Origin of the sequence: Alistipes sp. DJF_B185 (genome assembly GCF_964250025.1) — a bacterium.
Classification (GTDB): domain Bacteria; phylum Bacteroidota; class Bacteroidia; order Bacteroidales; family Rikenellaceae; genus Alistipes; species Alistipes finegoldii.
This window is the reverse complement of the sequence record NZ_CAXUDY010000001.1, coordinates 258,175-270,972: the sequence shown is the minus strand read 5'-3', so window position 1 is coordinate 270,972 and position 12,798 is coordinate 258,175. Positions and strand designations below refer to the sequence as shown.

Annotated in this window: 10 protein-coding genes; 6 read left to right on the top strand and 4 right to left on the bottom strand. The window is 56.2% G+C overall.

Features of this window, described 5'->3' with window-relative positions; all coding sequences use genetic code 11:
• The first annotated feature begins 5 nt into the window (after nucleotides 1–5).
• Genes ACESTR_RS01385 through ACESTR_RS01360 form a run of 6 tightly spaced genes read left to right on the top strand, consistent with a single transcriptional unit; the run spans nucleotide 6 to nucleotide 6,533 of the window.
• Nucleotides 6–1,076: a glutaminyl-peptide cyclotransferase gene (locus ACESTR_RS01385; RefSeq protein ID WP_004293583.1), complete on the top strand. Its 1,071-nt coding sequence runs from the start codon at nucleotides 6–8 to the stop codon at nucleotides 1,074–1,076.
• Complete coding sequence (locus ACESTR_RS01380) at nucleotides 1,076–1,573, top strand: transposase (RefSeq protein ID WP_004303978.1); 498 nt, start codon at nucleotides 1,076–1,078, stop codon at nucleotides 1,571–1,573. The genes ACESTR_RS01385 and ACESTR_RS01380 overlap by 1 nt, the downstream gene beginning before the upstream one ends.
• A complete protein-coding gene (locus ACESTR_RS01375) occupies nucleotides 1,570–3,627 on the top strand; it encodes a TonB-dependent receptor (RefSeq protein ID WP_004293585.1) in 2,058 nt (685 codons plus the stop codon). The genes ACESTR_RS01380 and ACESTR_RS01375 overlap by 4 nt, the downstream gene beginning before the upstream one ends.
• A 24-nt stretch (nucleotides 3,628–3,651) precedes the next feature.
• Nucleotides 3,652–4,791 (top strand): ABC transporter substrate-binding protein, encoded by a 1,140-nt coding sequence (locus ACESTR_RS01370; RefSeq protein WP_004293586.1) that lies wholly within the window; start codon nucleotides 3,652–3,654, stop codon nucleotides 4,789–4,791.
• Nucleotides 4,792–5,772 carry a FecCD family ABC transporter permease gene (locus ACESTR_RS01365; protein WP_004293587.1) on the top strand — a complete coding sequence of 327 codons (981 nt, stop codon included), beginning with the start codon at nucleotides 4,792–4,794 and terminating at the stop codon, nucleotides 5,770–5,772.
• Complete coding sequence (locus ACESTR_RS01360; RefSeq protein WP_004293588.1) at nucleotides 5,769–6,533, top strand: ABC transporter ATP-binding protein; 765 nt, start codon at nucleotides 5,769–5,771, stop codon at nucleotides 6,531–6,533. The genes ACESTR_RS01365 and ACESTR_RS01360 overlap by 4 nt, the downstream gene beginning before the upstream one ends.
• Nucleotides 6,534–6,618: 85 nt before the next feature.
• Here the strand turns inward: ACESTR_RS01360 and ACESTR_RS01355 are convergent, their stop codons facing one another.
• Genes ACESTR_RS01355 through ACESTR_RS01340 form a run of 4 tightly spaced genes read right to left on the bottom strand, consistent with a single transcriptional unit; the run spans nucleotide 6,619 to nucleotide 12,782 of the window.
• Nucleotides 6,619–7,929: a hypothetical protein gene (locus tag ACESTR_RS01355; protein WP_004293589.1), complete on the bottom strand. Its 1,311-nt coding sequence runs from the start codon at nucleotides 7,927–7,929 to the stop codon at nucleotides 6,619–6,621.
• Nucleotides 7,930–7,935: 6 nt separating this feature from the next.
• Complete coding sequence (locus ACESTR_RS01350; protein WP_004293590.1) at nucleotides 7,936–10,203, bottom strand: hypothetical protein; 2,268 nt, start codon at nucleotides 10,201–10,203, stop codon at nucleotides 7,936–7,938.
• A gap of 3 nt (nucleotides 10,204–10,206) precedes the next feature.
• Nucleotides 10,207–11,895, bottom strand: coding sequence for a hypothetical protein (locus ACESTR_RS01345; protein WP_004293591.1), 1,689 nt, complete (start codon nucleotides 11,893–11,895; stop codon nucleotides 10,207–10,209).
• On the bottom strand, nucleotides 11,892–12,782 hold the full coding sequence (locus tag ACESTR_RS01340; RefSeq protein WP_004293592.1) for a hypothetical protein: 891 nt from the start codon (nucleotides 12,780–12,782) through the stop codon (nucleotides 11,892–11,894). Before ACESTR_RS01340 ends, ACESTR_RS01345 begins: the two co-directional genes overlap by 4 nt.
• Between the last annotated feature and the right edge of the window lie 16 nt (nucleotides 12,783–12,798).

Below are 12,798 nucleotides of genomic sequence, written 5' to 3'. Positions count from 1 at the left end.
AGCCAATGAAACATCTGATACGACATATCATTCTTCTATGCGGGTTGCCGCTGTTGCTGGCGGGCTGCATGGAGTGGGACTACGGAGATGCGGTGGAAGATTTCAACGCTACCGGAGCCGGGTTGTTCATCACCAACGAGGGCAACTTCCAGTACGGCAATGCCACGTTGTCGTACTACGACCCCGAAACCCAACAGGTGCAGAATGAAGTGTTCTTCCGTGCCAACGGCATGAAGCTGGGCGACGTGGCGCAATCGATGTGCATCCACGACAATAAGGGCTGGGTCGTGGTGAACAATTCCCACGTGATTTTCGCCATCGACCTCAATACGTTCAAAGAGGTGGGCCGTATCACGAACCTGACTTCGCCGCGCTATATCCATTTCCTCAGCGACGAGAAAGCCTATGTCACCCAATTGTGGGACAACCGCATCTTCATCATCAACCCCAAGAAATATGAAATCACCGGTTACATCCAGGTGCCGGACATGACGATGGAAAGCGGCTCCACGGAGCAGATGGTGCAGTATGGCAAATATGTCTATTGCAACTGCTGGTCGTACCAAAACCGCATCATCAAGATCGATACCGAAACGGATCAGGTGGTAGAAGAACTGAAAGTCGGCATCCAGCCCACCTCGCTGGTAATGGACAAGAACCACAAGATGTGGACGATCACCGACGGTGGGTACGAGGGTTCGCCCTACGGCTACGAAGCCCCGTCTCTCTACCGCATCGATGCCGAGACGTTCACCGTAGAGAAGCAGTTCAAGTTCAAGATGGGCGACTGGCCTTCGGAGGTGCAGCTCAACGGTACGGGCGACAAGCTCTACTGGATCAACAAGGACATATGGTCGATGGACGTGGATGCGGAACGTGTTCCCGTGCGCCCGTTCCTCGAATACAGCGGTACGATTTATTACGGCCTGACCGTCGACCCCGTGCGTGGCGATGTCTACGTGGCCGATGCCATCGACTACCAGCAGCAGGGCATTGTCTACCGCTACTCGTCCGAAGGTGAACTGATCGATGAATTCTATGTCGGGATAATCCCCGGCGCATTTTGTTGGAAGTGATGGGCAGGATACGACACCTATACCATCTCATCTTCGTTACCAAAGGACGCAAGATGACGATTCCGACAACGGGAAAAGGATTGATGCTCGAGCGGATGACACGGATTTTTACAGGGAAAGGTTGCCGCGTACATGCCGCCAATGCCTTTCTCAACCACGTGCATGTACTTGTCGAGATTCCGAATTCCGGGGATTTCAGCAAGATCGTGAACAAGGTGAAAGGCGCCACGGGAACGGTATACCAGAAAACCCCGGAATATGCCGACTTCTCCGGTTGGGCTGCCGGATTCGACTCGTTCAGCGTGTCGTTCAGCGACCTTCACCGGCTCAGACGGCACATCGAGGAGCAGCATACAATCCATCAGGAGATCTCGTTCGAGGAAGAATACGGACAACTGCTTGAAGAGAATGGGTTCGACCCGCATCAAACGTCCGTGCCGGCATCCTCCACGGTACATTTTTCCGCGAATACCCACCCTAAAAACGGAATCAAATGATTTATACGAAATACATACTTTTCTCGCTACTGCTCGTCTGTCCGTCCGTATTGTCCGCGCAGGGAATCACACGACGCATCCACCAGATAGACGAGGTCACGGTGTGGGGCAAACGCCCGATGAAAGAAATCGGCGTGCAGAAGACGAAGTTCGACTCGCTCGCACTGAAAGAGAACATTGCCTTATCGATGGCCGACATTCTGACGTTCAATTCGTCCGTGTTCGTCAAGAGTTACGGACGCGCCACGCTCTCCACCGTTGCTTTCCGCGGCACGTCGCCCAGCCACACGCAGGTGACGTGGAACGGCATGCGCATCAACAATCCCATGCTGGGTATGACCGACTTTTCCACCATACCGTCCTACTTCATAGATCAGGCCTCGCTGCTTCATGGCACGTCGTCGGTGAATGAAACGGGCGGCGGACTCGGCGGACTTGTCAAACTCGGTACTACGCCGCAGGTCGGCGAGGGCTTCCATGCCCAATACGTGCAGGGCATCGGGTCGTTCCGCACGTTCGACGAGTTCGCCCGCTTCACCTACGGCAGCGACCGATGGCAGGTCTCGACCCGCGCGGTCTATTCGTCGTCGCCCAACGATTACAAGTACACCAACCACGACAAGAAGATAAATATCTACGACGAGGAGAAGAACATCATCGGACAGTATCATCCCAAGGAACGCAACCGATCGGGTTCGTTCAAGGACCTGCACCTGTTGCAGGAGGTATATTACAACACCCTGAAAGGCGACCGTTTCGGGTTGAACGCATGGTATATCAACTCCAACCGGGAACTGCCGATGCTCACGACCGATTACGGCGATGAGACCGCCTTCGAGAACCGCCAGCGGGAGCAGACGTTTCGTGGTGTCCTGTCATGGGACCATATCAAAGAGAAATGGAAAGTCGGCGTGAAAGGCGGTTATATCCATACGTGGATGGCCTACGACTACCGTCGTGAGGTGGCGCCGGACAACTGGGCCTCCATGACCCGTTCGCGGAGCAAGATAAACACGTTCTACGGACAGGCGGAAGCGGAATACTCGCCCGGCAGGAAATGGTTCTTCACCTCGAACGTATCCGTGTACCAGCATCTCGTGCGCAGCGAAGACAAGAACATCATCCTTCAGGATGGCAACAAAGCCGTCGTCGGATATGACAAGGGGCGTGTCGAGCTCTCCGGTTCTGTATCGGCCAAATGGCAGCCTGTCGAGCCGTTGGGCTTGTCGCTGGTCTTGCGCGAGGAGATGTCGGGCGACAAATGGGCTCCGCTCATCCCGGCATTCTTCATCGACGGACTGATTTCGCGCAAAGGGAACGTGATGGTGAAAGCCTCCGTATCGCGCAACTATCGTTTTCCGACTTTGAACGACCTCTACTTTCTGCCGGGCGGCAACCCCGACCTTAAAAACGAACACGGCTTCAGCTATGACGCCGGAGTGAGTTTCGATGTCGGCAAAAAGGGGGTATATAAACTGGGCGGCAGCGCAAGCTGGTTCGACTCCTACATCGACGACTGGATCATCTGGCTGCCGACGACCAAGGGGTTCTTCTCGCCGCGCAACGTGAAGAAAGTCCATGCCTACGGTGTCGAAGTGAAGGCCAACCTTGCCGTGCAGCCGGCAAAGGACTGGCTGATAGACCTGAACGGTTCCTATTCGTGGACCCCCTCCATCAACGAGGGCGAAAAGATGTCGCCCGCCGACCAGTCGGTGGGAAAACAACTGCCTTACGTGCCGGAGCACTCCGCCTCGCTGACAGGACGGCTGTCATGGCGGACGTGGGCGTTCCTCTACAAGTGGGCTTACTACTCGGAACGTTTCACCATGTCGAGCAACGATTACACGCTGACAGGCCACCTGCCCCGGTATTTCATGAGCAATATCTCACTGGAGAAAATGCTGTCGTTCAAACCGCTGGATGTACAGTTGAAACTTGCCGTCAATAACCTGTTCAACGAGGACTATCTCTCGGTGCTGTCGCGTCCTATGCCCGGCATCAACTTCGAGTTCTTCATCGGCATCACCCCGAAATTCGGGAAAAGCAGAAAATAATGTAAACGTAAATAAGGTAATGATATGAAAGTATTAAAGAATTTGAGCCTGATGGTGCTGCTTGCGCTGGCATTTGCAGGCTGTCGTGGCAAGAGTTCCCAACTTGCCGATTTCAACAAACAGCTTTACGCTCCCGAATATGCCTCGGGATTCAAGATTGAAAGAGCAGACGGCAGACAGAGCGTGCTGGTTTCCGTCATGAATCCGTGGCAGGGCGCGGATAGCGTCACCACCCGGTTGTTCATCTCCCGTAACGGGGAACCCGTTCCCGAGGGTTTCGACGGGCAGGTCCTCGAAGGGGATGCGCAGCGCATCGTGGCGATGTCCTCGACCCATATCGCCATGCTCGACGCCATCGGCGAGACGGCACGTGTGGTCGGCGTTTCGGGACTCGACTATATCTCCAATCCCGACATTCAGGCACGCCGCGACAGCATCGGCGACGTGGGTTACGAGGGAAATATCAATTATGAACTTCTGTTGTCGCTCGACCCTGACCTTGTGCTGCTTTTCGGCGTGAACGGGGCCAGTGCGATGGAGAGCAAACTCAAGGAGCTCGGCATCCCGTTCATGTATGTCGGCGATTATCTCGAAGAATCTCCGCTGGGCAAAGCCGAATGGCTGGTGGCGCTTTCGGAGGTCGTCGGGAAACGCGCGAAGGGCGAAAAGGTATTCGCGGATATTCCGATCCGATACAATGCGCTGAAACAGAAAGTGTCCGGTGCCGTTCTCGATGCCCCGTCGGTCATGCTCAATACGCCCTACGGCGATTCGTGGTTCATGCCCTCGACGGAAAACTATGCCGTGCGGCTGATTACCGACGCCGGAGGCGACTACATCTACAAGAAGAACACGGGCAACTCTTCGACGCCTATCGACTTGGAGGAGGCATACCTGCTCGCTTCGGAGGCCGATATGTGGCTGAACGTCGGCATGGCGAACACACTCGACGAACTGAAAGCCGCCTGCCCGAAGTTCGCCGATACCCGCTGCGTCCGAAACGGCTATGTCTATAACAACAACGCCCGCACCAATGCCGCCGGAGGCAACGACTACTACGAATCGGCCGTCGTGAATCCCGACCTTCTTCTGCGCGACCTCGTGAAGATATTCCACCCCGAGTTGGTCGAAGAAGATTTCGTATACTACAAACAACTGAAATAGATGCGTTCACGCCCCGTCATCCTGTTCACCGCGTTGTCCGTGCTTACGGTCGGCCTCTTCCTGTTGGATTTGGCTGTGGGCGCGGTTCGCATTCCCGTCGGCGACGTATGGGCGGCCCTGACGGGCGGCGACTGCCCGCGGACTACGGCGAAAATCGTACTGAACATACGGCTGATAAAGGCGGTTGTGGCTCTGCTGGCCGGGGCGGCGCTATCGGTCAGCGGCTTGCAGATGCAGACATTGTTCCGCAATCCGCTGGCCGGCCCCTACGTGCTGGGCATCAGCTCGGGTGCAAGCCTCGGCGTGGCGCTCGTGGTGCTGGCAGGCGTCGGCTCGTCGATAGGCATCGCCGGAGCGGCTTGGCTGGGTGCGGCCGTCGTGCTGCTCGTAATCGCTGCCGTCGGACACCGCATAAAGGACATTATGGTGATATTGATTTTGGGTATGATGTTCTCGTCAGGCGTGAGCGCTGTCGTGCAGATATTGCAATATCTGAGCAAAGAGGAGGCGTTAAAGGCGTTCGTCATCTGGACGATGGGGTCGCTCGGCGACGTGACGGTGCCGCAGCTCGCCATCCTCCTTCCGTCGGTCATCGTCGGGTTGCTGCTGGCCGTATGGACGATCAAACCGCTCAACCTCCTGCTCTTCGGCGAGGAATATGCCGTAACGATGGGACTGAATATCCGCCGTTCGCGCGGTCTGCTGTTTCTCTCGACGACGCTGCTGGCCGGCACGGTAACGGCTTTCTGCGGCCCGATCGGCTTCATCGGTCTTGCCATGCCTCACGTCGCGCGGATGCTCTTCCGCGAGGCCGACCACCGCGTGCTCCTGCCGGGAACCCTTCTCTCGGGGGCGGCGGTATTGCTTCTTTGCGATATCGTTTCCAAAATGTTCACTTTGCCCGTAAATGCCATTACCGCACTGCTGGGAATCCCGATAGTCGTATGGGTGGTTTTACGCAATAAATCGATGACGGTATGATAGAACTGTGCGATTTTTCCATAGGCTACGCAGAGAAGAGGCTTCTCGATAAGGTCGATGCCTCTTTCAAAAGAGGACAGCTGACTGCCCTTATTGGCAGGAACGGCACGGGGAAATCTACACTTCTCCGTGCCATAGCCGGACTGAATCATAATTATTGCGGTAAAATCCTGCTCGACGGACATTGTATCGCAAACATGAGAACTCCGGAGAAGGCAAGGCAACTGGCATTTGTCACGACCGAGCGCACACGCATCGCCAACCTGCGGTGCGAGGATGTCGTGGCTATCGGCCGCGCCCCTTACACCAACTGGATCGGCCGCATGCAGCCTCAAGATAGGGAAATCGTCATGCGGTCGCTCTCTTCGGTCGGAATGGAGGCGTATGCCGGCCGCACGATGGATAAGATGTCGGACGGTGAATGCCAGCGCATTATGATAGCCCGTGCTCTGGCTCAGGAAACGCCCGTCATCCTGTTGGACGAGCCGACCTCGTTTCTTGACATGCCCAACCGTTACGAATTGTGTTCCCTGCTCGCACGGTTAGCGCATGCTGAGGGCAAATGCATTCTGTTCTCCACTCACGAACTGGATATAGCCCTCTCGCTGAGTGACAGAATAGCCCTTATCGATACGCCCGTCCTTCACTGTCTGCCGACCTCCGAAATGATCCGCAGCGGGCATATCGAGCGGCTGTTCAACAATGCCGCCGTACAATTCGACCCCGTGAGCGGGATCGTGAAATCCATGCCAAGAGACTGACTTTCCTGTCGGGAAACACGTCAGACGCAATGAGGGTGTCCCAAAAAGTATTTGGCACCCTCGTATTCGTTGTAAGACATGTCGTTTATTTCGATACCTCGCACATCAGCACGCCTTTCCCCGTCACATCGGCTTTCGAGACCGTGATGGATTTTCCCGTGTAGGTCTTCACGACGGAAGTCCCGGCAGAGTTCCACAGTTTCCATGTATAGGTATAAGCTGTCCCGCCCGTGTCGATTTCCTCACCGCCCCTGTATAACACGGCTTTGGCATCCACGTCATTGCCGTTGTTCTTGATGGTGAACCCCTTCTGGCTGACCAGATCAACCGTGATGGGGTCGGACATATCCGTGAAGGAGATGATGTCGCAGACGACCTTGTTCGCCGAGGCGTTGCCCGCCGAGGTGTCCGTATCCTTGATGGCGCACTTGAAGGTCTCGAAGTTGAGAACGGCATCTGCCGTAATCGTGATTTCGTTTGTCGTCCAGCCTGCCGTCACGCCCCGAGGATTGGTCGAGGTAAGGCATGCCCAGCCGGCACCCAGCATGGAGTTGTAGTAGGGACACGAAACGGCGGCTCCCGATGCGGCTGCGGCACTCAGTGCGGAGGTCAGCGTCACGACCTTCGTGGAGGCGTTGACTGCCGAAATGGTGTACTGTGCCGATCCTATGGTTATCCTGCCTCCCGCCTCCATGTTCATTACCGAAGCGACCGTTATGGTCGTGGCTCCGGCTGCCGCGGCAGCTGTCAGTGTCGTGCCCGCGAATACCGCCGAATCCTTGATGCCCCACGCGTAGGTGACGTTCGTCGTGTCGATAGAGGCTCCGCGCCACAGGTCGCAATGCGCCCTGAGCGTCGCCACCTCGTCGTTCTTGAATACGATGCCGTCGGGTGCATACGCCACGGCGGCGATCATCGCTCCGGCGTTCAGGTGCTGCGTGAACTGAATCTCCGCCCGGAACGGAATCTCCAGCCCGTTGGCGTCGATGTAAACCGCCTCGAAAGTATAACGCACTTGCGGAGCGGAAACGGTCATGTGGTTGGCTTTGACGGTAAGGGCATACTTGGCCGATGCCGCGCCGATGGTGCAGCTGTCCTGTCCGGAGACGATCGCCGTACCGTTCTTGTACCACTTGGCCGAGCCGCTCTTCACGCCTGCCGTAAGCGTCGCGGCATTGCCTACCGAGGTGATCTGGTCGGTCGCCGCCTGACCGCTGACGAAGAGCGAAGGGGTAAGTACCAGATAGGGAGAAGCCGCCCACGAAGGGGCATAGGCATTGTTGTCTCTGTTGTACACCTGTGTCAGGGGCTGCGAGGAGCCGATGAATGCCTGCAACGATACCGCGTCGTTCTGGTCGATGATGGTGACCTGCCCGCGGGCTACTTTTACTGCCATAATAGATTATCGGTTATTTGTTATTTCCACTTCGCAATCGAAAACGGCCTTGCGCCACACGTCCCCGCCGGTTATCTCTATCTCCCTGCCGTAACGCGGTGCGGCGTTCCATATCCTGTCACTCTCCGTATCGCGGCTCGTCCGTATCCAGCGGAAATTGCCGTCGGGAATGAGCGATGTAATCTCTTCACCGCCCCTGTACACCCTGGCACGGAGTACCGTCGAGACGATTCCGTTGCGGAATGTCGTGCCGTTTTCAGACTCCACATAAACAGTATAGGAGGGAGATCCGTCGTAAAGTTTGAAAAAGGTATGGGTCGCACTGATTTTTTCATTACGGTATGTTGCCGTGTAGCGGAGGGTCAGCACGTCGCGCCCTTCCCAGCCATGAAACGGGGGTGTCATTTCAAATACGGCGGCATTGCATCCGGCATCTTTCCATATGCCGTCAACGGCAAGGTATTCCCACTGCCGACTTTCCGGCTCGAAATTGTATTCGGTCGCCACAAGCGGGATATTCTCCGGCTCGCATGCGCCTGAAAGCTCGTCCTTGAAATGGAACGCCGTGCCGCCTGTCAGGGAGACGGAACGGGGCTTGAGCAGTTCCTGCGCCTCCTCATCGAGGTCTTCCCAGCGGATGGTCACATCGCGCAGTTCGATGGTATCCTTGCCCCACTTGAACCGTCCCGAGGCGAAATGGCCCGTCCCGTCCGGATGGATGACGAAAGAACCGTCCCGTGAAACGATCGAGCCGTCTTCGTTCAGCCGCAACAGGGGATTCTGTATGGTACCCCCGATACCTCCCTTATTGAACCAGGCACCGTAATCGTCCGTGTAGGACAAGGCTTCATCGGTCGCCTGATAGGGGGTCACGTTCCTTCCGGCCTCCAATTGAGGGGCGGACAACGACAGGGGGACGGAAGCGGCAATGCCGAGACACATGACGGGGGAATCTGACCCGCGTATGAGGAACGGGACATTATAACGGACCCATCCTTTACCGGCAGCCACCGTCCGATCACCGACAAGATGTTCATCCTGATAGAACCGGATGGCTGCCGTATCTTCCGCTTTTATCCAGACTGAGAAACAATAACAGACTCCTGTATGAGCCTCCCGCCAGGCGGCACTTTGCGCACCAAGAAGACTGTCTCCGGCTATCCGTACACACCGCCCGAGTCCGGCGGGAGATGTTTCATCCAGCTCTTCCGAATGGCTGAACCGGCAGGACAGGCTGTCGGGTATGACATTCTTGTGGATTTTGCCCACATAAAACGTGCTTGAAAAACCGTTCTCGTCTCCCGCGGTAAGCGTGCCGGCTATATTGACATTGCGTGTGGCATAGAGATTCTGGAAATAGGCCCCGTAACCATCCAACATGCCGAAGACCGGATCGATGATGCCGCTGACCTTTCCCACACGGGCCTTGCTCGCCTCGCTGAAAGCGGATACGGAGGCAAGACGAACAATGTTCAGGTCGGCGACCTCGCACCAGTCCCCCTCGGAGGCCAGGCTTGATGTCAGGTCAAGAAACAGGCTCCGGCTGTACTGTGCCGGGTAATCCACGGTGATGACCCATAACTTGTACTTCCATTCCCGGCCGATGGAGATTTCATCTTCCGCATCCGTCTTTTCACGGTTCGTATAGCCGAATCGGATCGGTACGGAACCTGATGTTTTGGAAGACCTGACCTTGAACGATACCAGCAGGCGCTCCGGGTATCCGACCGGTTCTTCCAATGTCAGCATCAGCCCGAAGGAAGCGTTTCCTGCCGGTTCCGCGTTGCGGATAATGCGGACAATGCGTGTCGCTTCCGAATCGGCATCCAGATATTCCGTTTGCAGCATGCTGCCATAAACGGCGTACCTGGACTTGTCCGGCACTCCCGCCATGCCTCCGTCCATGACGGGATAGCACAGGGAGCGTTCGGTCGCCATGCCGTCGATGACATCCATATAGGGTGAATCGCTGTCAGAAGCCGTCAGGTACAAGGCGCCGCTACGTGCCGTATCGAACAGGTTGGTAATCCGCACGAAGTCCAGCAGTTCACCGCCCTGCGGTTCGTCCCCGTCCAGCAATGCCCCGATGAAATAAGGGGCGTCCTTGTCTCCGACAAGCTCCGTTCCGGTTTCTGTCACGCACATCAGCGAATAGACGGTACGCTCCCGTTCGGCATATTGCCTGCGGATGATATCCCCGGCTTGCAGTCCCTGTGTCTTCTGCGAGTCGGGGGCAATACGGATCTTGTATGTCGGATAACGGAATACGGACATGGATTATGACAGTTTTTCCACGGTGTCTCCCGAACAGCTGTCGCTGATCCAGAAGGAACCGTTGGTTACCGAAGTCTTTTCGACCTCGAACTCATAGGCGCGGAACTTACGGCGGGCCACCACCTCGTCGAATGTGGCGGAGACGCCTCCTGTCGTCCGGTTCCGGCGGACAGCCCATCCGCTTCCGGAAAGGCCCGGGGAAAAGAACTCCGAAGAGAGCGACCCGGTAAAGACGCTGTTTCCGTAATGCCGGATACCGTCCTCCACCGCTTGCAGGCGTAACGCCTCTGTCAAGTATAGGATTCTGTCAGTAATCCGGGTGGGCGACGCATGGATTCCGATATGCCCGGCTGCTTCCAACGGAACAGCGACCGTAACGAAATCGGCATCGGTGCGGATATGGAACGATTCGCTGTGACGGTTCTGCGGGGCATAACAGCTCACGGACGGACGGTGTGAAAAATCCGTGCTGTGAGGGATAGCCGTCCTTACGTCCTCTTCCTCGTAGATTACCTCGGAAGAAAGCGATACGCGCTCCCTGTCGCCTGTGAACATAAATCCCTCTGCTGTGCCCATCCGCAAGCGCTTGTGGATAACGATACCTTCATCGGAAGTGTCTACCCGGTATGAGGAGAGCAGGTCGGCGCCGTAGTTGTGGCGGACAGTCAGCGAGCCCGGAAAACAAGCCTTTCCGTAAGGGGAAAGCATCAGACACTCGCCGTCCACGTCCGATATGCCGGAGAACAGGCGTATCTTCGGGGTATGGTCGCCGCCTAAAAGAAGGTCACCGCCGATACTCCCGAACTGTATCTTGTCCTTGTCGGTACAGAGCAGTACGGGAACATCTCCGATCCGGATGCCGAATCCGTCCAGGAACGAGAGGAACCCGCCGAGCGCGACATCCTCTTCCGAAAACGAAAGCAGACATTTCCCTTTGTCGCCCAGTTCCACGCCTTGCAAGGCTTTCAGTCCGCCATCCATGACCGTACTCCCTCGCACCGTCAGATTCCGTCTCACCATGCCGTCCCGCATCGTCCAATCCACCGTGTCCGTATTGGCGTTGCCACGATGATAGACATCCTGCCCGCCCACGGCCAGCCGTGTCGGGGAGATGGATATTCCTGTATCCTCGTCCCCGATAATCCATGCCCCTTTGGAATGTACCGTCGCATCCAGAAAGTCTATATGGGAAGCGTTGATTGTAGCGGTGGCCTTGTCCGCGTCGTAACGGAGCAACTGCCTGCCGCCGATATGCAGGCTGTCGCCCCCGACTTTCAGGTTGCCGGTAATCCTGATACCGTACTCGATGGCAGTTACCACACCTTCCGGATCGGTAATGTCCTGCGAATAGGTTTCCAGGATACGGGTGTTTCCAATGCCGGCTTCGAAACCGTAATTGGCACTGAGCTTGCCGGTCATGTCACCGCCCGATTTCTTCAGGTAATCCAACAGCAAGCCACCGCTTCCGGAACCGCCTTCTCCCGTAACGGCTCCGGCAATGGCGGATGCAAAACCGTAAGCGGTATTCTTCAGTCTCAGGCTGGTCTCGTCGCCTTCCTCGATGCCGTAAGGATGCTCGTCGTCCTTTTTCTGCTGGGCATTGAAAAAGTTATGGTACAGCTGTGCATAGATGGAATAGCACAGGCTCTCCTTGTCGAGGGTTTCTATATCGGGATGCAGTTGTACGCTCATTTGGTATAGCTGGTCTTGGAAAGAAATTTCTGGATACGTGATGTCAGCGAGATGAAGTTCGGCATATTGATCGGCGACATCGTGCCCATCAGTGTGGGAGTCATGATTTTCGAACATTCCGTCAGGAAGTCGAGCATCAGCCGGGCAAGCTCATTACCCAGAACCAGCGGCTCGGTGGCATTCTCGTCACCGAGCGTCACCTTGTTGTCGGCAACGGCAACGGTCGTGGAATTGACCTTTTGTACCACTTTATCTGCTGTCTGTCTGACTTCAGACTTGTCCACCGTATGCGTGATGCTTTCCGCATCGATAACGGTTGTCGCTTCCTTGTCCTTGTCATTCCTAACGGTTGTTGTGACGGCCGTCGGCGTATAGTGGGTGGAGGTCTCGTTACCGGTGGTTTCCAGTTCGTCGTAGTCCGGGGAAGAGTCGTTTTCCGGATCCAGTTCCTCCATTTCGGTCACGCCGATGACGGTTTCCGTGCGGGCATTGAGCCGCAGGATATCCACATGGGAGAAGTTAACCACATAGGCATAACGGGTGGCGGCATCCATGAAGATGGTCACGTCGGAAAAAAGTGCGGGGACGATCAGGAAGCCGCCTTCGCTGTTGGTGGCGGCCGAGAGCAACACGCCTTTATGGATAACAGGTTCGGCGGAGGCCGTCTCGTCCGGGTACTCGCCGACATCAATGGTACCGCCGTAGTCGGAAAACTCCTCGTCCGAGGGGTTGTCGTGTATCTTGGCGACATAGCCGTGTATCATGCGGGCCGTACCGATACCGGACATGCCTCCGGGAGCCAGATTGATACGCTCCATACTCCGTCCCAAGGCTATCTTGCGGATAGCCTCACGGATAAGCAACTGGTTGGATTTGTCTGAAGACATGAGTTTTTTGAAAGAA

Bases quoted from the DNA above. Each gene is read 5' to 3' on its own strand.
- ACESTR_RS01385 (WP_004293583.1), top strand. From the start codon at position 6: ATGAAACATCTGATACGACATATCATTCTTCTATGCGGGTTGCCGCTG.
- ACESTR_RS01380 (WP_004303978.1), top strand. From the start codon at position 1,076: ATGGGCAGGATACGACACCTATACCATCTCATCTTCGTTACCAAAGGA.
- ACESTR_RS01375 (WP_004293585.1), top strand. From the start codon at position 1,570: ATGATTTATACGAAATACATACTTTTCTCGCTACTGCTCGTCTGTCCG.
- ACESTR_RS01370 (WP_004293586.1), top strand. From the start codon at position 3,652: ATGAAAGTATTAAAGAATTTGAGCCTGATGGTGCTGCTTGCGCTGGCA.
- ACESTR_RS01365 (WP_004293587.1), top strand. From the start codon at position 4,792: ATGCGTTCACGCCCCGTCATCCTGTTCACCGCGTTGTCCGTGCTTACG.
- ACESTR_RS01360 (WP_004293588.1), top strand. From the start codon at position 5,769: ATGATAGAACTGTGCGATTTTTCCATAGGCTACGCAGAGAAGAGGCTT.
- ACESTR_RS01355 (WP_004293589.1), bottom strand. From the start codon at position 7,929: ATGGCAGTAAAAGTAGCCCGCGGGCAGGTCACCATCATCGACCAGAAC.
- ACESTR_RS01350 (WP_004293590.1), bottom strand. From the start codon at position 10,203: ATGTCCGTATTCCGTTATCCGACATACAAGATCCGTATTGCCCCCGAC.
- ACESTR_RS01345 (WP_004293591.1), bottom strand. From the start codon at position 11,895: ATGAGCGTACAACTGCATCCCGATATAGAAACCCTCGACAAGGAGAGC.
- ACESTR_RS01340 (WP_004293592.1), bottom strand. From the start codon at position 12,782: ATGTCTTCAGACAAATCCAACCAGTTGCTTATCCGTGAGGCTATCCGC.